General features: G+C 68.1%; 24 protein-coding genes. 9 read left to right on the top strand and 15 right to left on the bottom strand.

The window, feature by feature from the left end; all coding sequences use genetic code 11:
- Positions 1-30: 30 nt before the first annotated feature.
- From CJ014_RS13900 to pdxH, 4 genes are all read right to left on the bottom strand, one after another.
- Positions 31-735, bottom strand: a complete 705-nt coding sequence (locus CJ014_RS13900; protein ID WP_100081082.1) for a GNAT family N-acetyltransferase — start codon at positions 733-735, stop codon at positions 31-33.
- A gap of 128 nt (positions 736-863) precedes the next feature.
- Positions 864-2,786, bottom strand: a complete 1,923-nt coding sequence (gene dxs / locus CJ014_RS13895; protein ID WP_100081081.1) for a 1-deoxy-D-xylulose-5-phosphate synthase — start codon at positions 2,784-2,786, stop codon at positions 864-866.
- A 168-nt stretch (positions 2,787-2,954) separates the two neighbouring features.
- Positions 2,955-3,200 (bottom strand): exodeoxyribonuclease VII small subunit, encoded by a 246-nt coding sequence (locus tag CJ014_RS13890; protein ID WP_100081080.1) that lies wholly within the window; start codon positions 3,198-3,200, stop codon positions 2,955-2,957.
- Between the two features lie 20 nt (positions 3,201-3,220).
- Positions 3,221-3,829, bottom strand: a complete 609-nt coding sequence (pdxH, locus tag CJ014_RS13885; protein ID WP_100081079.1) for a pyridoxamine 5'-phosphate oxidase — start codon at positions 3,827-3,829, stop codon at positions 3,221-3,223.
- 241 nt (positions 3,830-4,070) lie between these two features.
- Between pdxH and CJ014_RS13880 the strand changes: the two genes are divergently transcribed.
- On the top strand, positions 4,071-5,069 hold the full coding sequence (locus tag CJ014_RS13880) for a DnaJ C-terminal domain-containing protein (RefSeq protein WP_100081078.1): 999 nt from the start codon (positions 4,071-4,073) through the stop codon (positions 5,067-5,069).
- Positions 5,066-5,848 (top strand): DUF1499 domain-containing protein, encoded by a 783-nt coding sequence (locus CJ014_RS13875; protein ID WP_100081077.1) that lies wholly within the window; start codon positions 5,066-5,068, stop codon positions 5,846-5,848. Before CJ014_RS13880 ends, CJ014_RS13875 begins: the two co-directional genes overlap by 4 nt.
- 102 nt (positions 5,849-5,950) lie before the next feature.
- Here CJ014_RS13875 and CJ014_RS13870 read toward each other — a convergent pair whose 3' ends face one another.
- Positions 5,951-6,787 (bottom strand): MBL fold metallo-hydrolase, encoded by an 837-nt coding sequence (locus CJ014_RS13870; protein ID WP_245427324.1) that lies wholly within the window; start codon positions 6,785-6,787, stop codon positions 5,951-5,953.
- 88 nt (positions 6,788-6,875) lie between these two features.
- The gene (locus tag CJ014_RS13865) at positions 6,876-7,361 is read right to left on the bottom strand and encodes a hypothetical protein (RefSeq protein ID WP_133121855.1); all 486 of its coding nucleotides are present in this window, start codon (positions 7,359-7,361) and stop codon (positions 6,876-6,878) included.
- 149 nt (positions 7,362-7,510) lie between these two features.
- Between CJ014_RS13865 and CJ014_RS13860 the strand changes: the two genes are divergently transcribed.
- The 5 genes from CJ014_RS13860 to CJ014_RS13840 all read left to right on the top strand — a co-directional run bounded on the left by CJ014_RS13860 (position 7,511) and on the right by CJ014_RS13840 (position 11,621).
- Positions 7,511-8,806, top strand: coding sequence for an MFS transporter (locus tag CJ014_RS13860; RefSeq protein WP_100081074.1), 1,296 nt, complete (start codon positions 7,511-7,513; stop codon positions 8,804-8,806).
- A gap of 141 nt (positions 8,807-8,947) precedes the next feature.
- Positions 8,948-9,682, top strand: coding sequence for a TlyA family RNA methyltransferase (locus tag CJ014_RS13855; RefSeq protein WP_100081073.1), 735 nt, complete (start codon positions 8,948-8,950; stop codon positions 9,680-9,682).
- Positions 9,675-10,916, top strand: a complete 1,242-nt coding sequence (locus CJ014_RS13850) for a class I SAM-dependent RNA methyltransferase (RefSeq protein ID WP_100081072.1) — start codon at positions 9,675-9,677, stop codon at positions 10,914-10,916. The genes CJ014_RS13855 and CJ014_RS13850 overlap by 8 nt, the downstream gene beginning before the upstream one ends.
- Positions 10,917-10,967: 51 nt before the next feature.
- Complete coding sequence (locus tag CJ014_RS13845) at positions 10,968-11,225, top strand: type II toxin-antitoxin system Phd/YefM family antitoxin (RefSeq protein WP_100081071.1); 258 nt, start codon at positions 10,968-10,970, stop codon at positions 11,223-11,225.
- Between the two features lie 3 nt (positions 11,226-11,228).
- Positions 11,229-11,621 carry a type II toxin-antitoxin system VapC family toxin gene (locus CJ014_RS13840; protein ID WP_100081070.1) on the top strand — a complete coding sequence of 131 codons (393 nt, stop codon included), beginning with the start codon at positions 11,229-11,231 and terminating at the stop codon, positions 11,619-11,621.
- 64 nt (positions 11,622-11,685) lie between these two features.
- Here CJ014_RS13840 and ald read toward each other — a convergent pair whose 3' ends face one another.
- The gene (gene ald / locus CJ014_RS13835) at positions 11,686-12,801 is read right to left on the bottom strand and encodes an alanine dehydrogenase (protein ID WP_100081069.1); all 1,116 of its coding nucleotides are present in this window, start codon (positions 12,799-12,801) and stop codon (positions 11,686-11,688) included.
- Positions 12,802-12,967: 166 nt separating this feature from the next.
- Between ald and CJ014_RS13830 the strand changes: the two genes are divergently transcribed.
- A complete protein-coding gene (locus CJ014_RS13830) occupies positions 12,968-13,426 on the top strand; it encodes an Lrp/AsnC family transcriptional regulator (RefSeq protein WP_100081068.1) in 459 nt (152 codons plus the stop codon).
- An 87-nt stretch (positions 13,427-13,513) separates the two neighbouring features.
- Here the strand turns inward: CJ014_RS13830 and CJ014_RS13825 are convergent, their stop codons facing one another.
- The 3 genes from CJ014_RS13825 to aroC form a co-directional block, all read right to left on the bottom strand.
- Entirely contained in the window at positions 13,514-15,643 is a 2,130-nt protein-coding gene (locus CJ014_RS13825; RefSeq protein WP_133121854.1) for a methyl-accepting chemotaxis protein, read from the bottom strand.
- Positions 15,644-15,864: 221 nt separating this feature from the next.
- A complete protein-coding gene (locus CJ014_RS13820; protein WP_100081066.1) occupies positions 15,865-16,392 on the bottom strand; it encodes a GNAT family N-acetyltransferase in 528 nt (175 codons plus the stop codon).
- 10 nt (positions 16,393-16,402) lie between these two features.
- Positions 16,403-17,521, bottom strand: a complete 1,119-nt coding sequence (gene aroC / locus CJ014_RS13815; RefSeq protein ID WP_100081065.1) for a chorismate synthase — start codon at positions 17,519-17,521, stop codon at positions 16,403-16,405.
- Positions 17,522-17,669: 148 nt separating this feature from the next.
- Between aroC and CJ014_RS13810 the strand changes: the two genes are divergently transcribed.
- Entirely contained in the window at positions 17,670-18,365 is a 696-nt protein-coding gene (locus CJ014_RS13810; RefSeq protein WP_100081064.1) for a ribonuclease HII, read from the top strand.
- 50 nt (positions 18,366-18,415) lie between these two features.
- Here the strand turns inward: CJ014_RS13810 and CJ014_RS13805 are convergent, their stop codons facing one another.
- From CJ014_RS13805 to CJ014_RS13785, 5 genes are all read right to left on the bottom strand, one after another.
- Positions 18,416-18,898, bottom strand: coding sequence for a F0F1 ATP synthase subunit B family protein (locus CJ014_RS13805; protein ID WP_100081063.1), 483 nt, complete (start codon positions 18,896-18,898; stop codon positions 18,416-18,418).
- Positions 18,899-18,908: 10 nt separating this feature from the next.
- On the bottom strand, positions 18,909-19,523 hold the full coding sequence (locus CJ014_RS13800) for a F0F1 ATP synthase subunit B family protein (RefSeq protein WP_100081124.1): 615 nt from the start codon (positions 19,521-19,523) through the stop codon (positions 18,909-18,911).
- Between the two features lie 147 nt (positions 19,524-19,670).
- Positions 19,671-19,898: a F0F1 ATP synthase subunit C gene (locus CJ014_RS13795; protein ID WP_100081062.1), complete on the bottom strand. Its 228-nt coding sequence runs from the start codon at positions 19,896-19,898 to the stop codon at positions 19,671-19,673.
- Positions 19,899-19,962: 64 nt separating this feature from the next.
- Positions 19,963-20,721: a F0F1 ATP synthase subunit A gene (locus CJ014_RS13790; RefSeq protein ID WP_100081061.1), complete on the bottom strand. Its 759-nt coding sequence runs from the start codon at positions 20,719-20,721 to the stop codon at positions 19,963-19,965.
- Positions 20,722-20,790: 69 nt separating this feature from the next.
- Positions 20,791-21,165, bottom strand: a complete 375-nt coding sequence (locus CJ014_RS13785) for an AtpZ/AtpI family protein (RefSeq protein ID WP_245427322.1) — start codon at positions 21,163-21,165, stop codon at positions 20,791-20,793.
- Positions 21,166-21,272: the final 107 nt, after the last annotated feature.

The raw sequence follows: 21,272 nt of genomic DNA, 5'->3' as shown, positions 1-21,272 counted from the left end.
CAGGCGCCGACGGCGACGCTGCGGCAAACGCTATCTGAAATCCTCGAGCCGCCGTCTCTGCCGCCCGCCGGCATCGAAGTTGTCCGGCTTCAGCCAGGCCTCCAGGGACGCCTTCACCGCCGGCCATTCCCCGTCGATCACCGAGAACCAGGCGGTATCACGGTTGCGTCCCTTGACGATGACGGCCTGGCGGAAGGTGCCTTCGTAGGTGAACCCGAGCCGTTCGGCCGCCTTCATCGACGGCGCGTTGAGGGCGTTGCACTTCCATTCGTAGCGGCGATAGCCGAGGTCCTCGAAGGCGTGCTTCATCAGCAGGTATTGCGCTTCGGTGGAAATGGCCGACCGCTGCATCAGCGGCGACCAGGTCACCCAGCCGACCTCGATGGAGCCGTTGGCCGGATCGATGCGGAGATAGGAGACGATGCCGACCGCCCGGCCGCTCGCCTTGTCCAGCGCGGCGAAGAACAGCGGATCCTCCGACGCGACAATCGAGCCGATCCAGACGGCGAAATCGGTCTCGCTCGCGAAGGGACCGACGGACAGGTAGGTCCACATGCGGCCGCCGGCATCGGTGGAATAGGCGGCGAACAGGTCGGAAACGTGAGCGACCGACAGCGGCTCCAGCCGCACCGTCCGGCCTTCCAGCACGGTCCGCGACGGGCGCAGCCGCGGCGTCCAGCCCTCGACCACCGGCCCGACCGGATCCTTGTGGCCGTCCAATTCCCGAGCATTCATGCCCCGTCCCCCCGAGAGCCACGCGCGTTGCGGCGAACGCCAAGCGTCGCTCTACTTCCTTGTTGTCGCATCATTTTCGCGGAAAACCCAGTCGCGTTTTCCCGCGGAGTGCCCTCGCCGTCCCGGCCCTACTTGCCGACCACGCCGGCGAGCTCGATCCGGTTCCGCCCGAGCGCGGCGAGCGCCGCCTGGACGATGCCGTGCGCGTCGAGGCCGGCGGCGGCATACATGCGCTCCGGCTTGTCGTGATCGACGAAGGCGTCCGGCAGCGTCAGCGCCCGGAACCGGAAGCCACGGTCGAAACGGCCGTCGTCGATCAGCGCCTGGGCCACCTGGCTGCCGAAGCCGCCGGTCGAGCCTTCCTCGACGGCGATCAGCAGCTCGTGGTGGGCGGCGAGCTGGCGGATCAGGTCGCGGTCGAGCGGCTTGGCGAAGCGCGCATCGGCCACCGTGGCCGGCAGGCCGAAAGCGGCAAGCTCCTCGGCCGCCTTCAGCGCCTCGGCGAGACGGGTGCCGAAGGACAGGATCGCCACCTTGCCGCCCTCGGCGACGATGCGGCCGCGGCCGATCTCGAGCGGCTGGCCGCGGGCCGGCAGATCGACGCCGACGCCCTCGCCGCGTGGATAGCGGAAGGCAATGGGGCCGTCGTCGTAGGCGACCGCCGTCGCCACCATGTTTCTGAGCTCCGCCTCGTCGCCGGGCGCCATCACCACCATGTTGGGCAGGCAGGCGAGAAAGGCGGTATCGAAGGCGCCGGCATGCGTCGCACCGTCGGCGCCGACGAAGCCGGCCCGGTCGATCGGCAGGCGGACGGGAAGGTTCTGCAGGGCGACGTCGTGCACCACCTGGTCGTAGGCGCGCTGCAGGAAGGTGGAATAGATGGCGCAGAAGGGCTTCATGCCCTCGGTCGCCATGCCCGCCGCGAAGGTGACGGCATGCTGCTCGGCAATGCCGACATCGAACATGCGGTCGGGGAAGGCCTTCGCGAACAGGTCGAGCCCAGTGCCGGCCGGCATGGCGGCGGTGATGCCGACGATGCGATCGTCGCGCCGTCCCTCGTCGACCAGCGTCTCGCCGAACACCTGCGTGTAGGTCGGCGCATTGGCCTTGGGCTTCACCTGGGCGCCGGTCACCACGTCGAACCGGTTGACGCCGTGATACTTGTCGGCGGCCGCCTCGGCCGGCGGATAGCCCTTGCCCTTCTTGGTGACGACGTGCAGCAGCACCGGCCCGTCCTTGGCGTTGCGGACGTTGCGCAGCACCGGCAGGAGGTGGGCGAGATTGTGGCCGTCGATGGGGCCGACGTAGTAGAAGCCGAGCTCCTCGAACAGCGTGCCGCCGGTCAGGAAGCCGCGCGCATATTCCTCCGCCCGCTGCGCCTTCTGCCGGAGGCCGCGCGGCAGGTTGAAGGCGAGCTGCTTCATCGCCTCGCGCAGCGTCAGATAGGTCGGGCCGGAGACGAGGCGCGCCAGATAGGCGCTCATGGCGCCGGTCGGCGGGGCGATCGACATGTCGTTGTCGTTGAGGATGACGACCAGGCGGCTGTCCATGGCGCCGGCGTTGTTCATCGCCTCGTAGGCCATGCCGGCCGACATGGCGCCATCGCCGATGACGGCGATCACCTGGTTGTCGCCGCCCTTCAAGTCGCGCGCCACGGCCATGCCGAGACCGGCCGACACCGAGGTCGACGAATGTCCGGCGCCGAACGGATCGTAGGCGCTCTCGGCGCGGCGGGTAAAGCCGGAAAGGCCGCCGCCCTGGCGCAGCGTGCGGATATCGGCGCGCCGGCCGGTCAGGATCTTGTGCGGATAGGCCTGGTGGCCGACGTCCCAGATCAGGCGGTCGCGCGGGGTATCGAACACGGCGTGCAGCGCCACCGTCAGTTCGACGACGCCCAGTCCGGCCCCCAGATGGCCGCCGGTCGCCGACACCGCGTCGATCATCTCGGCACGCACCTCGGCGGCGAGCTGTTCGAGCTCGGCAACCGACAGCACCTTGAGGTCGTCAGGCGACGATACCTTGTCGAGGAGCGGAGTGGCGGGACGCGGCAATCCAAAAAATCCGTGAAACTACGAGGGAAAATCCCTCATACCCAGATACCAGTCAATCGCAGTCTCTTCAATTCGCAAGCCGCCCTTTATCGCCCCCAATTGAGGCAAATGCACGAAATGCATTTTGGAATCAGCCGTGGTTTCCAAACAGGCCGCAATCGGAGGTGGTCATTCGCGGTCGAGCGGCTCGACGCCGGCGGCCGAGCCGTCGCCGGCGACGCGGATCTTCTCCACCTTGGCCTCGGCCGCCTTCAGCAGGCCGTCGCAGTGCTTGCGCAGCGCGTCGCCGCGCTCGTAGATGGAGATGCTCTCCTCGAGGGGCACCGAGCCCTGCTCGAGCCGGGCAACGATGCCCTCGAGTTCTTTCAAGGCCTGCTCGAAGCTGAGGGCGCTGACGTCGGAAGCGTTGGTCATTGTCGGCAACCTTTTGTCGGTCAGGGGTAAAGGCGGGTGCGCGTCCAGCCGCCGTTGCCGTCGGGCAGGAAGCGGACGCGGTCGTGCAGGCGGAACAGTCCGTCGCGCCAGAATTCGATGGCCGTCGGCGACACGCGCAGGCCCGACCAGTAATCGGGCCGCGGCACCGCGCCGATGCCGAACTTGAGCCCCCATTCGGCCACCGCCTTCTCAAGCGCGAAGCGGCTTTCGAGCGGGCGCGACTGCTTGGAAGCCCAGGCGCCGATGCGGCTGCCGCGGTCGCGGCTCTGGAAATAGGCGTCCGCCTCCTCCTTCGCCACCTCGGAGACGGTGCCGCGCACCCGCACCTGCCGCTTGAGGCTCTTCCAGTGGAACAGCAGCGCCGCCTTGCCGCTCTTCAGGATCTGCTCGCCCTTGGCGGAGCCGAAGTTGGTGTAGAAGACGAAGCCGCGCTCGTCGAAGCCCTTCAGCAGCACCATGCGCGCGTCCGGCAGTCCGTCCTCGTCGACGGTGGCGACCGCCATGGCGTTGGGGTCGTTCGGCTCGCTCTTCTCGGCCTCCTTCATCCAGCTGACGAAAAGCTGGTAGGGCTCGGAGGCTTGGGTGAAATCGGGCTCGGAACTGGACATCTCTCGTCGGCGCCTCGTCATGCCGGTTGGCCATCGGCCAGATTCGGGCAAGTGTCAGCCCGGCATATAGCCACATGCCGGCCGGCGACAACCTCCTACGCGATCCCCTGAAAAGATTTTGTCAAAGCCGCCCGACCCGTATAATGGCACACTCTGGAACGGAACGTGATCGGGCATTACATGCTTGGCAGAACCTTGGCGCCACGGAGCGCCACCAGCCATTTGAAGAGGGCCAACCAGCATGCGTGATCCGTATGAGGTCCTGGGCGTGCCCAGGAGCGCGGACGAAACGACGATCAAGAAGGCGTACCGCAAGCTCGCCAAGCAGCATCACCCCGATGCCAACAAGAACGACCCGCGTTCCAAGGAACGCTTCGCCGAGGTCAATTCGGCCTACGAGATCGTCGGCGACAAGGATAAGCGCCGCCAGTTCGACGCCGGCGAGATCGACGCCGAAGGCAAGCAGCGCTTTACCGGTTTCGAGGGCTTCGGCGGCGCCGGCGGCATGAACGGCGGCGGCTTCCGCCAAGCCGGCGGCCGCGCCACCGACGATATCCTGCACGACATCTTCGGCGACGCCTTCGCCAACTTCGCCAGCGGCGCTGCCCGTGGCGGCGCGCGCGGCGGGCGGCGCGGCGGCGGCGGCGGCTTCTCCGGCTTCGAGGGATTTTCGGGCGCCGCCGGTCCCGGCGCGGCCGGCGCCGCGCCAAACAAGGGCGCCGACGTCATGGTGACGGCGCGCGTCCGCCTCGAGGACATCGTCGGCTCGGGCAAGGTGCGCATCACCCTGCCGAACGGCAAGTCGCTCGACGCGAAGATTCCCGCCGGCTTCGAGCCGGGCCAGCAGCTCCGCCTCAAGGGCCAGGGCGGCAACGGCACGCCGCCGGGCGACGCCATCGCCATTCTGGTCTACGAGCCGCACGCCCTGTTCCGCCCCGACGGCTACAATCTGCGCCTCGACCTGCCGGTCACGCTCGACGAGGCGGTGCTGGGCGGCAAGGTGCGGGTGCCGACGCTGGAGGGCGCCGTCGACATGACCATCCCGGCCGGCGTGACCGGCTCGAAGGCCTTCCGGCTGCGCGGCAAGGGGCTGCCCGACAAGAAGGGCGCCCGCGGCGACATCTTCGTCACCCCGCGCATCGTGCTGCCGGACGGCGCCGACGCCGGCCTCGAAAAGCTGATGGAGCGCTGGCGCGAGGTGCGTCCCTACGACGTGCGCGGACCGGAATTCTCTTCATGAGCCGCCTGCCGCCGCTGCCGCTGCCACCGGCCCGCGGCGCCCGTCCTGCCCGCTTTCTGGCCAGCCTCGCCTTCATGGTGATGGTGGTGGGGATCGCTTCCCGCCACCTCGACTTCATATCGAGCGCCACCATGTACACCGCCGTCGCGGCCAGCCTGCTGCTCGGCCTCGCCGCGCTGGCCGTGATTTCGGTGACGGTGCGCGACGTGTGGCGCGAGGGACGGCACGGGGCCAACAGCGCCTTTGGCACGCTGCTGCTGGTCATCGCCGCCTTCTCGCCGCTGATCGGCGCCGCCACCGCCTATATCGCCTACCCGGCGCTCGACAGCGTCTCGACCGATCCCGACGACCCGCCGGCCGCGCCAAGCGGCTTCACGCAGGTGGCGCTGCCGATCGACCTGCGCGCCGCGCCGGCCGAGGCGGCCGCCCTGCAGGAGGACGCCTATCCCGAACTGACGACGCAGGCGGCCGACCTTTCCACCGTCGAGGCCTATGCCCTCGCCCGCCAGACCGTCGACGACCTCGGCTGGGTGATCCGGCTGGCCGAAGAGCCGGACACCGAGGCGGCGAACGGCCGCATCGAGGCGGAGGCCCGCTCGCTGGTGCTCGGCACGCAGGAGGATGTCGTCGTGCGCATCCGTCCCGGCGACGGCGGCAGCCGCATCGACGTCCGCTCGCTGAGCCGGGTGGCCATGCCCGATCTCGGCGAAAACGCCCGCCATGTCGGCGACTTCATCGCCCGCTTCGCCGAGGTGTCGCGGCGGCAGGCGGCAAACTAGATCGTCGTGCGTCCTTACGGACGCAAGATGACGATCTAGTTATTTATTGTCGCATCGGATTTTCCGAAAACCGGATTCCACTTTTCGGTCCGATGCTTTAGCCTACCAACGACTTAACCGCTCACCGACCTTTCTCACGAGGCCCCGCTCTTCCAGCCAATCGGTATGCGCCGTGACCGACAGCGCCGCCGCGCCGGCCAGCGCCGGGTCGAGACCGATGTAAACCGCCGAGACGATCTCCCCGATGGTCCGCTCGCCATTGTCGAGCGCCCGCAGGATGGCCGCCTCGCGCGCCTGGCGATGCCGTTTCAGCTCGTCAATGCGGGCCAGGCCGTCGATCACCGGACCGCCGTGCCCCGGCAGATAGCTGCGGGCGCCGAGGACGGCGAGACGGTCGAGAGAGGCCATGTAGTCGGCCATGCGGCCATCGGGCGGCACCACGACGCTGGTCGACCAGGCCATGACGTGATCGCCCGAGAACAGCAGCCCCGAACCGGCAAGGTCGTAAGAGAGATGGCCGGCGGCGTGGCCGGGCGTGGCAACGGTCCGGAGGTCGCCGGCTTCGGTCGCCACCGTCTCACCATCGGCAAGCAGCCTGTCCGGCTGGTAAAGCGAGCGGGTGTTTGACGCCGAACCGACGATCTCGGCGCCGGTCATTTCCGACAGTCGCCGCGCGGCGCCGGCATGGTCGGCGTGATCGTGGGTGACGACGATCCGGCGGATCGGGGCGCCGGCCACCGCCACGAGGTCGGCCAGGTGGGCATCATCGTCGGGGCCGGGGTCGATCACGGTGATGTCGCGGTCGCCCAAAAGATAACAGTTGGTGCCGCGAAAGGTCAGCGGCCCGCCGTTACGGGCGGTGAGGCGGCGGATACCCGCGGCCAGCCGTTCGGCGACGCCATAGGCGGGCGTGAAATCACGGATCGGATCGACGTTCACGCCACCCTCCAAAGTCGCCATGGCATGTCCCGATCATCGGGACACCGCATGACTCGCCATGATTCCCCATGAGCCCGCATGGACTCGCTCACCCGGCCGTGCCCAGACCCGAGCCGGCCTCGAACAGCCATCCGATCAGCCAGAAGAATCCCCAGGCCAGAGCAAACAGCGCGGCGAGCGCCATCATAACGATCGTCACCATCGTTCCTGCCAGCGTGCGCGGCATCATCGGCGCGCCGGCGTCGGGAATGACGGCCAGCGCCCGGATCAGATCACCGCCGGTATCGGGATCGAAAACGAATATTCCGGCCTGCCGGCGGGCGCCGATGCGGAAGCCGTCCGGCCCCATCGTGCGTATGAGCTCGGCGGACTTCCATAGCGCGATCCGCTCGCCGTCGGCGGCAACGATGGCGAGCCCCTGACGGGACAATTCGGCCCTTGCCGGCCGGCCATGCCCGTCACCGTCGTCGAAGGTTCCGTCGGTCGTTGCCCATGCTGTCGTCGTCATGTCGCAGTCTCCCGACAACCCGCCGAATATGACCGAGCGGCGCTTGCATTTCCAGACGAACTGCATCAAACCGATTCAAAATACAAAGTTCATCGAAACGCCGCAGAGGTTCGCGACCTTCCGCATCGAGAGGCCGGGCGGACCGATATCTGTGCGGCTATTATGTCCGGTATCGACCGGCGCACTGTCTTTCCGCCTGCCCACGAGTTCATCCCTTGTCCAAGACTTTCGCTCCGCTCGTCTCGCTGCTGACCGGCATCGGTTTCCTTTTGTGCGGCAATGCCTTACTGGGCACGGTGATCCCGCTACGCGGCCTCCACGAGCACTTCACGCCGGTGATCATCGGCCTGATGGGCTCGTCCTACAATCTCGGCTTCGTGGTCGGCTGCCTCGCCTGCCCCTTCCTGATCCTGAGGGCCGGCCATATCCGCGCCTATTCGACGCTGGTGTCGCTGGCCGCCGCTACCACGCTCCTCCATCCGATGGTCGTCGATCCGCTGGTGTGGATCGGCGCGCGCTCCATCACCGGCTTCTGCCTCGCCGGCCTCTACCTGATCATCGAAAGCTGGCTCAACGACCGCGCCACCAACGACAACCGCGGCCTGATCATGAGCGTCTACATCGTCGTCAACTTCCTTACCACCACCGTCGGCCAGTTGATGGTGCTGCTGGCGCCCATCCAGCATTTCGAATTGTTCGCCACGGCCTCGCTGCTGGTGTCGCTCGCCGTGGTGCCGGTGGCGCTGACCACCTCGGCGCAGCCGGCGCCGATCGCCATCGTGCAGTTCCGGCCGTTGCGCCTCCTGAAGATGGCGCCGGTCGGCCTCACCGGCACCTTCATGATCGGCGTCGCCAACGGCGCCTTCTGGTCGCTGGTCACCGTCTTCGCCATCGGGCGCGGCCTGTCGACGAACGGCGCGGCCATCTTCCTGTCCATCGCCGTGGTCGGCGGCGCCCTGATGCAATGGCCGGTCGGCCGATTGTCCGACGCCCATGACCGCCGCCTGGTGCTGGCCGGCGTGATGGTGCTGTCGGCGCTCGCCAGCCTGCTCACCGTTCTGCTGCCGCTCGGCGGCAACGGCCTGTTCGTCATGGCCTTCGTGCTGGGAACCGTGGTGCTCACCAGCTATTCGGTGGCGGCCGCCCACGCCTACGACCGCGCCGAAAAATCCGCCTACGTCGAGATGGCGACCGGCGTGCTGCTCGCCAACGGCGTCGGCGCCGTGTTCGGGCCGCTGATCGCCTCCTTCGCCATGGAGAGCTGGGGCGACGGCTCGCTGTTCGTGGTCATGGCCATCGTCGAACTGCTGCTCGCCGCCTTCATCGCGCTGCGCTGGCGCATCCGTCCGTCGCGCCCGGATGACCCGAAGGAGGCCTACGAGATGTATGCCACCGCCCCGGTCGGCGGCGCCATTCCGCCGGAAGCCCCGTCGCCGGACGATCCCATCCTGCAGACGCCGGTGGTGCCGGCCCCCGAGCCCAAGGAACCGGCGGAAGCCGATTCTCCCTAGATCGCCGCGCGTCCCGGCGGACGCCGGGGGGCGATCTCTCTTTTGCAACCGCATCGGATTCTCCGAAAACCGGATTCCACTTTTCGGTCCGATGCTCTGACGGCTCTTGCCAAAGGCCGGCGCCTGCCGCAAAGCAACGCCATGGCAAGGATCCGTCTCGATCAGCTTCTCGTCGCCCGCGGCCTCGCGGACAGTCGCGCCCGCGCCCGCGACGCCATCCTGCGCGGCCACGTGACGGTGGCGGGACGGCCGGTCGACAAGCCCGGGCTTGCCGTCGACGAGGGCGCGGCGCTTTCGATCTCCGATCCGGCCGCCGCCTATGTTTCGCGAGCGGCGCTCAAGCTGATCGCCGGCCTCGACCATTTCGGCTTCGATGTCGGCAACCGGGACTGCCTCGATGTCGGTGCTTCCACCGGCGGCTTCACCGAGGTGCTGCTCCAGCGGGGAGCGGCCCGCGTCGTGGCGCTCGACGTCGGTCACGGACAGTTGCATCCGCGCATCGCGAGCGATGCGCGCGTCAGCAACATCGAGGGGCTGAACGCCCGCGACGTCACGTCGGCCGACCTGCCGTTTCGGCCGGAGGTGATCGTCTCCGACGTTTCCTTCATTTCGCTGACCCTGGCGCTGCCGCCGGTGCTGGCGCTGGCGCGCCGGCCGGCCGTCGGCGTCTTCCTGGTCAAGCCGCAGTTCGAGGCGGGCCGGCAGGCGATCGGCAAGGGCGGCCTCGTCGACGCGGCGGTCGGCCGGGCCGCCGCCGAACGCGTTGGCGGCTGGCTCGACGGCCGCGACGGCTGGCGCGTCCACGATCTCGTCCCCTCGCCCCTCCTCGGCGGCGACGGCAACCACGAATATCTTCTCGGAGCGAGCCTTGACTGAACTGGTAATCGACCGCCTCGGCCATCGCGGTGACGGCGTCGTCCTCCAACCGGACGGGCGGTCGTTGTTCGTGCCGTATACGCTGGCCGGCGAAACCGTCGATGTCGATCTCCAGGGCGGCGCGACGCGGCTCAACCGCATCCTCACGCCCTCCCCCGACCGCATCGAGCCGGCCTGCCGGCATTTCGGCGCCTGCGGCGGCTGTCTATTACAGCATGTGGCGCCGGCGCCCTATGCCGACTTCAAGCGGCGGCTCGTCGTCGACGCGCTGGCCGATCGCGGCCTGACGGCCGATATCGGCGAAACGCGCGTCGTGCCGCCGCACTCCCGCCGCCGCGCCACCTTCGCCGGCATCATGGCCGGCCGGCATCCGCTGGTCGGCTTCAACGAGCGGGCCAGCCACCGGCTCGTCGGCCTTGAGGAGTGTCCGGTCGTCAAGCCGCAGCTTCTCGCCGCGCTGCCGGCGCTGACCGCGCTGACCGGTCTGGTCGCACCCAGGAAAGGCGGGCTCGACCTCACGGTGACGCTGACCGCCGGCGGCCTCGACGTGTCGGTCGCCGGCATCGCGGCGCGCGACGTCGACCGCCTGCGCCTGCCGCTGATCGAACTTGCCGAACGCTTCGACCTTGCCCGCCTGTCGGCCGGCGGCGAGGCGATCGTCGAACGCCGCTCCGCCGCCATCGATATCGACGGCGTTGCCGTCACGTTGCCGCCCGGCGGCTTCCTGCAGGCCTCGGCGGAGGCCGAAGCGATCATGGGCGAATTGGTGACGGCCGCCATTCCCGCCAAGGCGAAGCGCGTCGCCGACCTTTTCTCGGGCATCGGCACCTTCGCGCTGCGCCTTGCCCGGCAGGCCGAGGTGCTGGCGATCGAGGGCGAGGCCGGCGCCGTGGCGGCGCTCGACCGGGCGGCGCGCGGCATGACGGGGCGCCACCGGATCACCGCCGAGAGGCGCGACCTGGCTCGCCGCCCGCTCATTGAAAAGGAACTCGAGAAGATCGACGCCGTGGTGTTCGATCCGCCGCGCGCCGGCGCCGCCGAACAGAGCCTGTGGCTCGCCCGCTCGAAGGTGCCGACCGTCGTCGCCGTCTCCTGCAATCCAGCCACGCTCTCCCGCGATCTCAGGACCTTGGTGGACGGCGGCTATCGCATCGAGACCGTCACGCCGGTCGACCAGTTCCTGTGGTCGAGCCACGTCGAGGTGGTGGCGGTGCTGAGACGCCGAGCGGATTGAAATCGGGCGGGGGCGGCGTTATCTTAGTCAGGTTAGCCAAGGTACCCTGCCATGAAGACCGTCAACATGCTCGACGCCAAGACGCACCTTTCCCGCCTCGTCAAGGAGGTGGAGGAAGGCGAGGTGCCGGAAGTGGCGATCGCCCGCAACGGCAAGGTGGTGGCCCGGCTGGTGCCGGCCGAGCCGAAGCCGACGGGCCGCCGACAGCTCGGGTTGCTGCGGGGAAAGGTCTATGTTCCGACGCTAGAGGAATTCAACGAGCACGACGCCGAAATCGCCGCTCTATTCCTCGGCCAGCCTCTTGAGTAAGCGATGCGTCTTTTGCTCGATACGCACGTAGTCATTTGGACACTCGCCGAACCCGAACTGATTCCGCCGGAAATTCTGGTCTCCATTTCCGACCCGCAGAATGATGTGTTCGTGTCGGTCGCCAGCGTCTGGGAAATTGCAATTAAGCAGAAACTGCCCAAAAGAGCAGGAGCGCCGCCGATCACATCGCAGCAGATTGTCGAATACCTGCAAAAGACCAGAATCCGGCTTCTGCCCATTACAGCTCAGCATGCCATTGCGGTGGCTGATCTCCCCTTACTGCATGCCGACCCCTTCGATCGCCTGCTCGTCGCCCAGGCTCTCACCGAACCGCTGCGCCTCGTCACGTACGACCGGCAGGTGGCCGCCTACAGCGACACTATCATTACCTGGTGACCGAATAAAAAGCCGGGACGGTTGTTCGCCCCGGCCAAGTTGCATTCAGGATAAGAAGGACGGATCAGGCGAGCGCCGCGGCCGGATCGAGGTAGGCGAGGCCGAGGGCGTCGCTCACCGCCTTGTAGGTGATCTTGCCGGCATGGACGTTGAGGCCATGGGCAAGGTGGATGTCGTCTTTGCAGGCCTGCTTCCAGCCCTTGTTGGCAAGCGCCAGCGCGAAGGGCAGCGTCGCGTTGTTGAGGGCGAAGGTCGAGGTACGGGCAACGCCGCCCGGCATGTTGGCGACGCAGTAGTGGACGACGCCGCTCTCGATATAGGTCGGATCGGAATGGGTGGTGGCGCGCGACGTTTCCGAGGCGCCGCCCTGATCGATGGCGACGTCGACGAAGGCCGAGCCCTTCTTCATGGCGGCGATCAGCTCGCGGCTGATCAGCTTGGGCGTGCCGGCGCCCGGCACCAGCACCGTCGAGATCACGAGGTCGGCGCCGGTGACGAGCTCGACCATCGTATCCTTGTTGGAATGGGCCGTCTTGATGCGCACGCCGAAGGTGGCGATGGCGCGGCGCAGGGCGTCGATCGAATTGTCGACCAGCGTCACGTCGGCGCCCATGCCGAGGGCGACGTGGGTGGCGTTGGTGCCGGCGACGCCGGCGCCGAGAATCACCACCTTGGCCGGCGCCACGCCGGCGACGCCGCCGAGCAGGATGCCCATGCCGCCGGCCGCGTTCTCCAGCGCGGCGGCGCCGACCTGCGGCGCCATGCGGCCGGCCACTTCCGACATCGGGGCGAGCAGCGGCAGCGAGCCGTTCGGCGCCGTCACCGTCTCATAGGCGACGCAGGTGGCGCCGGACTTCATGAGATCCACAGCCTGCTCCGGATCGGGGGCGAGGTGGAGATAGGTGAACAGCGTCTGCCCTTCGCGCAGCTTCTTGCGCTCGACGGCCAGCGGTTCCTTCACCTTGACGACCAGGTCGGCCGTGGCGAAGATTTCGTCGGGGCCGTCGACGATGGCGGCGCCCGCCCTGACGTAGGCGGCGTCGTCGATGCCGATGCCGGCACCGGCGTTCTTTTCGATGATGACCCTGTGTCCGGCGGCGACGAGTTCGCGCACCGACGAGGGAACGAGGCCGACGCGGTCCTCGTGGTCCTTGATTTCCTTCGGCGTACCGACAAGCATTTTGGTAGTCCCCTGCTGGTTCTGCCGCCGGGTTGCTCCCGGCTTGGCACGATGGCGCATATTTGGCCAATCTTGGCGCAATTTCTTGCACAGATTCAGCAGACTATAGTCGAAAATCGGCATAAAATTTCGACCCTTGCCCCTTGAAACGCAGGAAATTCAGCCTATGCGCCTCGACGTGACGGATCGTGCGATCCTGACCGCCTTGCAAGACAATGCCCGACCGACCAACGCCGAGCTCGCGGATCGGGTCCATCTCTCAGCCTCGGCCTGCCTGAGGCGCACGCGCCTTCTCGAGGAAAGCGGTCTCATCGCCCGCTTCGTCGCCATTCTCGACCCGCGAATAGCCGGCGTGCCCGGCACCGCCTATGTTTCCGTGACGCTCGACAGCCAGGGACGAACCGCGCTCGACAGGTTCGAGGCGGCGGTACGCGCCATTCCCGAAATCACCGAGTGCTATCTTCTGGCCGGCCAGCACGATTATCTGCTGCGCGTCGTCTATCGCGACGCCGCCGACCTCGAGCGCATCCACAGCGAGATCCTGACGCCCCTGCCCGGCGTGGTGCGCGTCCAGTCGCAACTGACGCTGCGCACGGTGAAGCGTTCCACCAAGCTGCCGATCTGAACGGCCAGCCTCAAAAAGAAGCCCGGAGCAGGAAGCCGATCAACCGGATCGACGTCCTGCTCCGGGCCTTGCCGACAAGGGAAAGCTTCAGGCCGCCGTGACCTTCTCCAGGAAGCCGGCCAGCAGCTCTTCCAGCGCCTTGGTCTCGCGCTCGACATCGGCGGCGCTGTCCTTGACCGACTGCGCCGAGCGGGTGGTGGCGTCGGCCGCGCTGGCCACGCGTTCGACGATGCCGAGCACCGAGCCGGTGGCCGCGGCGGCGGCGTGGACGTTGCCGCTGATCGAGGTGGTCGCCTCGCTCTGCTGACCCATGGCATCGGCCATGGCGACGGTGTAGCGGTTGACGGTCGCCATGGTGTCGGTGATCGCCTGAATGGCTCCGGCCGCCTCCTCGGAGGAGGTCTGGATGGCGGCGATCTGGTGGGAGATCTCCTCGGTGGCCTTGGCGGTCTGGCCGGCCAGGTTCTTCACCTCGGAGGCGACGACGGCGAAGCCCTTGCCGGCCTCGCCGGCGCGCGCCGCCTCGATGGTGGCGTTGAGCGCCAGAAGGTTGGTCTGACCGGCGATCGACTGGATCAGCGTGACGATCTTGCCGATCTCCTCGGAGGCGACGCGCAGGCCACCGACCTTGGCATTGGCGGCGTTGGCGCCCTGGGTGGCGCTCTCGACCACGTCGCGGGCGGCATTCACCTGGGTACCGAGATTGCGGATGGAAGCGTCCAGCTCCTCCGCGGCGGCGGCGACCGAGCCCACCGAGCCGGACGCCGTCGACGAGGCATGGGCGGCCTCGCCGGTGCGGCTGGTGGTCTCCTCGGCGACCTGCGTCAGGTCGGCGGCGGTGGCGGTCATGTCGGCCATGCGGCGGGCGACCGCCTCGATGGTGTTGTGCACCTCGGCGCGGAACTCGGCGACCAGACGATCGATCTCCTGCTGCCGGCTCTCGCGCCGACGCCCTTCCTGCATCTGCTGTTCCTCGAGCCGCAGCCGTTCGATGGCGGCGGCGCGGAACAGGTCGACGGCGCGGGCAAGATCGCCGATCTCGTCCTTGCGGTCGCGCCCCGACAGCTCGGTCTCGAGCTCGCCGGCACCGAGCCGGCGGACGTCGGCGGCGAGCGTCGCCAACGGCCGCGTCAGACGGCGGGTCAGTTGCACGGCGACGCCGCCGACCAACAGCAGCACCGCCGCGGCGACGGCGACGAGGATCAGCGTCAGCCGGTTGACCGGCGCCAGCGCCGCCTTGCGATCGTGCAGCGACAACACCTGCCAGCCGGGGCGCACCTGCGCCAGTGCGGCGAGTTCGACGACGCCGGGGGTCAGTTCCGCCTCGAAGGCGCTGCCGTCCGCCGCCTTGCGCAAGGGATTTGCCGAGAGGTCGACCAGCATGTCGCCGTTCGCCGTCTGGCCGAAGGCAAAGCCGGCGCCGGTCGCCGACGACAGCAGAACGGAGCGGCCGGTGGTGCCGAGGCCGGTCTTGTCGTTCAGGATCTTCGACGCCTGGGCCATGTTGACGCGCAGCGCCACCACGGCGACGAAGCGGCCATCCAGGATCACCGGCGCCACGAAATAGCCGCTGAGGCCGACGGCGGCGGACGGATTCGGCATGAAGCCGGTGAAGGCCGGCCGGAGGTTCGCCGGCTTGGCGCCCGGCGCCGGAATCATCGCCCTGACCACGTCGACCAGCGCCGGCTTGTCGGTGGCGTCGGTGATGCGGCGGCCGAACAGCTCGTCCTTGGCATAGGAATAGTAGGCCCGGCCGCCATCGTCGAACAGCACCAGGTCGTCGAAGCCGGTATCGCGCAGGGCGGTGGCCACCGCCTTGTGGCCTGTCGCGTGGTAGATGAAGTAGCGCTCCGACGTATCGTCGACGGCGGTCATCTGTTCGCGATGCTGCGGATTGGGGTTGCCGTCGACGAACACCTGGCGCAGGCGAGCCCCGGGATCGTCATCGAGAAGCTGGTTCCAGGTGCTGCTGAACTCGCGCGCCGAATCCTGGAGCGTCGAGGCCGAGGCGACGGCCGCCGCCTGGCTCGACAGGCTGTCGATCCAGGCTTGCAGCGCGGCGGCGCGGGCGCCGGCAGCCGTGACGATGGCCTCGTTCGAAAGGTCGGTCACCGTCTGCTCGGCCATCCGCTGCGTCGCGAAGGTCAGGGCGGCGGCCAGCGCCAGCGCGGACGCCAGCACGACGAAAACTATTCTCCCCGTGAACGACTTCAGCATGCGTGCCCCCGCTCAATTGGCGCGGGACCGCCCGTATTCGCGTGCCGAAACGACGCGGCGGCGCGATGCCCCCACCCGGATTCGACAGACCGGCCCGGCTTTCGCCGACGACTGGTCCCCGCCTTCGACTGATACTTTCGTAGGAGTTGTGCGTGGCTGCGCGTAAACAGGCGGTAAAGCCAATGTGAAGAATTCACGATAACCCAAAGATTGCCGGCGCCCTACGCACAAGTCCCGAGAGCACCGGCGAGCGACAGTTCCAGGCGATGAACGACATGCCGCCGGTGGCCGAAGTCATGCGGCCCGCTGGTCCGGGTCAGCCTGAAGCCCTGCCGTTCCCAGAAGATCCGCGCCCGTTGGTTGGCGTCGAGGACGCCGACCAGCAAGCGCGACGCACCGCGCGCGCCGGCGAGCTTCTGCACCTCGCCGACAATCGCCTGCCCCAGGCCCCTGCCGCGCGCCTCCGGGACCAGCAGCAGCAGGCCGAGATAGGCGTCGCCGGGCTCGGGATAACCGAACGCCAGATCGCCGATGGCGGCCAATGGGCCGGCCTCACCGCCGACGCCGAACTTCAGCGGTTCCCCGGCGCTCGCCGGTGGCCGGTCGTCGAAAAAGGCGCGAGCGGCCGCATCCGGCGTCAGGCCGCTCTCGAGGGCGAGGTAGTCGGCAGCGCGGCGATAGACGGCCATCACGGCATCGAGGTCGACGACCGGATGAAGCGGCGCAAGAACGACCGTCGTGTCGGCCATGGCGAGGCGCTTAGCGCAGCGGGAAGGCGACCGCGCCGTCGCGGCCGGTCTGGGCCCGGTGGCGCAGCTTGTGGTCGGCGAGCACCAGCGCCATCATCGCCTCGCCCACCGGCACGGCGCGGATGCCGACGCAAGGATCGTGGCGGCCGCGCGTCATGACGTCGACGTCCTCGCCGCCAGCCGACACCGAGCGGCGGTCGATGAGGATCGACGAGGTCGGCTTGACGGCGAAGCGCGCCACCACCGGCTGGCCGGTGGAAATGCCGCCGAGGACGCCGCCGGCGTGGTTCGACGCATGCAGGATGGCGCCGTCGTTGCCCATGCGCATCTCGTCGGCGTTGGCCTCGCCGGTGAGTTCGGCGGCGGCGAACCCCTCGCCGATCTCGACGCCCTTCACCGCGTTGATCGACATCAGCGCCGAAACGAGATCCTGGTCGAGCTTGCCGTAGATCGGCGCGCCCCAGCCGGCCGGCACGCCCTCGGCCACCAGTTCCACCACCGCGCCGACCGACGATCCGGCCTTGCGCACGCGGTCGAGATAGGCTTCGAAGCGCGGCACCGCCTGGCGGTCGGGGCAGAAGAACGGATTGTCGTCGACGGCGCTCCAGTCCCAGTTGGCGCGGTCGATCTTCTCCTTGCCGATCTGCACGAGGGCGCCGCGGATGGTGACGCCTTCGATCACCTTGCGGGCGACGGCACCGGCGGCGACGCGCGCCGCCGTCTCGCGGGCCGACGAGCGGCCGCCGCCACGATAATCGCGGACACCGTACTTGAGGTCATAGGCGACGTCGGCATGGCCGGGGCGGTATTTGTCGCGGATGTCGCCGTAGTCCCTGGAGCGCTGGTCGGTGTTGCGGATCAGGAGCGAGATCGGCGTTCCCGTGGTGACGGGACCGCCGGTGCGATCGTCCTCGAACACGCCGGAGAGGATCTCGACGAGGTCGTCCTCGCGCCGCTGCGTCACGAAGCGCGACTGGCCGGGCTTGCGCCGGTCGAGGAAGGCCTGGATGAACTCGGTCGTCAGGGGCAGCCCCGGCGGGCAGCCGTCGACGACGACGCCCAGCGCCGGGCCGTGGCTCTCGCCCCAGGTAGTGATGCGGAAGAGATGTCCGAAGCTGTTGTGTGACATCGGGTTGCCCAGGCATTGGTAAGCGGCGGCGCCGCGACGATCTGGGATTTCTCTTATGGGGCGCGGACGCGGACGTCAAATGGCCGACACTTCGCCAATTTGCCGTATCATGGTGGGAACACTGATTCGCCCAGACTGACTTTGCCTCATGTCCCGCCTCGCTCCCTCTTCCGCTCCCGATCTTCTGGCCGGCCTTGTCGACGAGGCCTGCGATCGCCGCATCGAGGAGGATTTCGCGCAGCGCTGGGGTGGCCCCGTCGCCGGCGTCGACGAGGTCGGGCGCGGTCCGCTGGCCGGTCCGGTGGTGACCGCGGCGGTCATTCTCACCGACGCGCCGCTGCCCGACGGGCTCACCGATTCCAAGCAGCTCCGGCCGAGCGCCCGCGTAGAGATGTTCGAAGCGATCTGCCGCGATCATATCGTCGCCGTCGCCTCGGCGTCGGCGGCGCGCATCGACGCCATGAACATTCTCGCCGCCAATCTCTGGGCGATGGGGCGGGCGGTGCGATCGTTGGCCGAGCAGCCGGTGGGCGTGCTGGTCGACGGGCGGGACGTGCCCGCCGGGCTGATGGCCGCCGGCTATCGGGGAATGGCCATCGTCAGGGGCGACGCGCGCGTCGCCGCCATTGCCGCCGCCTCGGTCGTCGCCAAGGTGATGCGCGACCGCATGATGGAACTCCACGCCGCCGAATTTCCCGGCTACGGCTTCGAGACCAATGTCGGCTACGGCTCGGCAAAGCACCTGAGGGCGCTGACCGAACTCGGGCCGACGCCGATCCACCGCCGCAGCTTCCGGCCGGTCCGGGACTGCATCGAGGCGCGGGCGGGTTGCAGGCAGCCATGAAAAAGGGGCCTTTAAGGCCCCTCGTTCCATATCGGTCCCGTAAAGGCAGCTTAGCTGAACCGCGCCTTCACCTCGTCGACGCCCTTGGAGATGAGCTCGGCGGCAACCTCGCCCTGAACCTTTTCGGCCAGCAGACGCTTCGAGGCGGCGATCGCCATGTCGATGGCGACGGCGCGCACTTCGGCGACGGCTCCCGCCTCGGCGTGGGCGATCTTGGCTTCGACGGTGCGGGTGCGGTGCTCGATCAGTTCCTTGAGCGCCACTTCAGCGTCGGCGGTCATGCGCTTGGCCTCGGCTTCGGCATGGGCGATGATCTCGGCGGCGTCCTGTTCGGCGGCGACGCGCTTCTGCTGGTATTCGGCCAGCAGCGCTTCCGCTTCCCGGCGCAGGCGCTGCGCCGCGTCGAGTTCGGCGGTGACCTCCTCGGCCCGCTTGTCGAGCATGCGGCCGACCATGCCGAACACCCCGTAGTAGGCCAGCACGGCAAAGAACAGGATGAGACCGACGAAGGCCCAGGTCGTGTTGTCGAGCATCGGGACCTCCTCAGTGCTTGCCGGCCGAAACGGCGGCGACGGCCGCGGCCGCTTCGTCGCGGCCGACCTTGCCGATCAGCGCCTCGACGACCGCCTCGGTCGTCTCGGTGGCGATGGTCGACACATGGTCGAGCGCGATCCGCTTGACGTCGGCGATATGCTTCTCGGTGTCGGCAAGCTTGCCGGCGAGCTGCGCCTCGGCGGCGTGGCGCCGGCCGTCGATCTCGCGGGCGACCCGGCTGCGCGTCTCGTGGGCGATGGCGTTGGCCTTGTTGCGGGCGGCGGCGAGCGACGCCTCGTAGGAGGCGATGGCGGCATCGGTCTCCGCCTTGGCCTTCTCGGCCTCGACGAGCTCGCCGGCGATCTTGGCGGCGCGCGCCTCGAGGATGCCGGCAATCTGCGGGATGACCTTCTTGGCCATCAGGACGTAGAGCGCGATGAAGACGATGGCCAGCCAGAACAGCTGCGAAGGAAAGGTGGAGGGATCGAACGGCGGGAAGGTGCCGCCGTGCTCGCCGCCCTCGTGCGCCACCGTCGTGCCGGTGGCCTCCGTCGGCGCGTGATCACCGTCCGCCGGAACGATGGCCGGCTCTTGTGCGTTGGCTTGGCTGATCAACCAGCTCATCGACGCTCGGGCTCCATGGATGATGACGACCAAGCGGCGCCTCGAGGCGAACATCACCTCGCGAGGCGCCGGCTCGTCACGGCCGGCCGGAAGCCGGCCGGCAACATGCAGCGAACCCTTCCGGGGCTCGCTTCGGCTGTCTCGCGATCAGACGGCGAACAGCAGCAGCAGGGCGATCAGCAGCGAGAAGATGCCCAGCGCCTCGGTGACGGCGAAGCCGAGGATGAGGCGGCCGAACTGGCCGTCGGCGGCCGAAGGATTGCGGACGGCACTCGACAGGTAATTGCCGAAGATGCTGCCGAGGCCGATGGCGGAACCGGCGATGCCGATGGTCGAAAGGCCAGCGCCGATGTACTTGGCGGCTTCAGCTTCCATTGTAACGCTCCTTGAGAAACAAAGACCTGGATGGTTTTGATGGGTGAGCTTCGTCGATCCGGCCTCAGTGCCCCGGATGCAGGGCGTCGTTGAGGTACATGCAGGTGAGGATCGTGAAGACGTAGGCCTGGAGGAAAGCCACCAGGAATTCGAGAGCGGTCAGCGCCACCACCATGATCAGCGGCAGCAGCGCGCCGAGGAAGCCGAAAGCGCCGAGGCCGGTCAGCGTCACCACGAAGCCGGCAAACACCTTGAGGGTGATGTGACCGGCCAGCATGTTGGCGAACAGACGAACGGCGAGGCTGAGCGGCCGCGACAGGAAGGAGATGATCTCGATGACGGTGACCAGCGGCACGATCGGCGCCGGCACGCCCGAGGGCACGAACAGCCTCAGGAAACGGGTGCCGTTCTTGTAGAAGCCGTAGATGGTCACCGTGAAGATGACGAGCAGCGCCAGCGCGGCGGTGACGATGATATGCGAGGTGACCGTGAAGAAATAGGGCACCATGCCGAAGATGTTGGCCGTCAGCACGAACATGAACAGCGAGAACACCAGCGGCATGAAGCGCATGCCGCCCTCGCCGGCCGAGGTCCTCAGCGTGTTGGCGACGAATTCGTAGGAAAGCTCCGCCACCGTCTGCGCCCGGCCCGGCACCACGGAACGCGACGAGGAGCCCCACAAGAGCACCAGCGCGATGACGACCAGCGTCAATATCATGAACAACGAGGAATTGGTGAAGGAGACGTCGTAGCCTTCGATGTTGATGTCCACCAGTTTCTGGATGCCGAACTGATGGATGGGGTCGGTTCTTACGTCAGCCACCTTGAGGAGCTCCCTCGCTCGGTCTCGCCCACACCACGGCCTCGGGCCAGCCCGCCCGGCCGTTCAAACTCAGTCTTCGCCGTCCCTCGTCCGCTCCGGCGCGCTACGCGGCCCGGCGGCGAACGGATCCTTCGCCACGCCGGCCGCGCGCATCACGTTCAGCGTGCCGGCAGCGAAGCCCAGCAACAGAAACACGATCATACCCCACGGGGTGGTCCCGAAAAGCCGATCGATCGTGTAGCCGATCACGAAGCCGACGATCACCCCGGCCACGAACTCCGACCCGACCTTCATCGCCTGGCCGAAACCCGACAGCCCCGACGATTGCGGCCCGCCGCCCTCCGGCTCGGACGGAGCGCGCCGCGCTTCGGCCAGCTTCTCCCCCAGCGCTTTGAGGCGGGGATCGCTTCCGGCGTCGTCCAGCCGTTCGTCGTCCTGAGCCATAGGCGGCATCCTCGAGAATGCAGTCACCAAGGCCCTGCAAGATCGGGGTAATCCCTGATTTGGCGGGCACCATAGTGTTCACACGGATGCCTGTCAAGATTGACGCG

Source organism: Pleomorphomonas carboxyditropha (assembly GCF_002770725.1).
Lineage (GTDB): Bacteria > Pseudomonadota > Alphaproteobacteria > Rhizobiales > Pleomorphomonadaceae > Pleomorphomonas > Pleomorphomonas carboxyditropha.
This window is presented reverse-complemented; position numbering and strand designations above follow the sequence as displayed.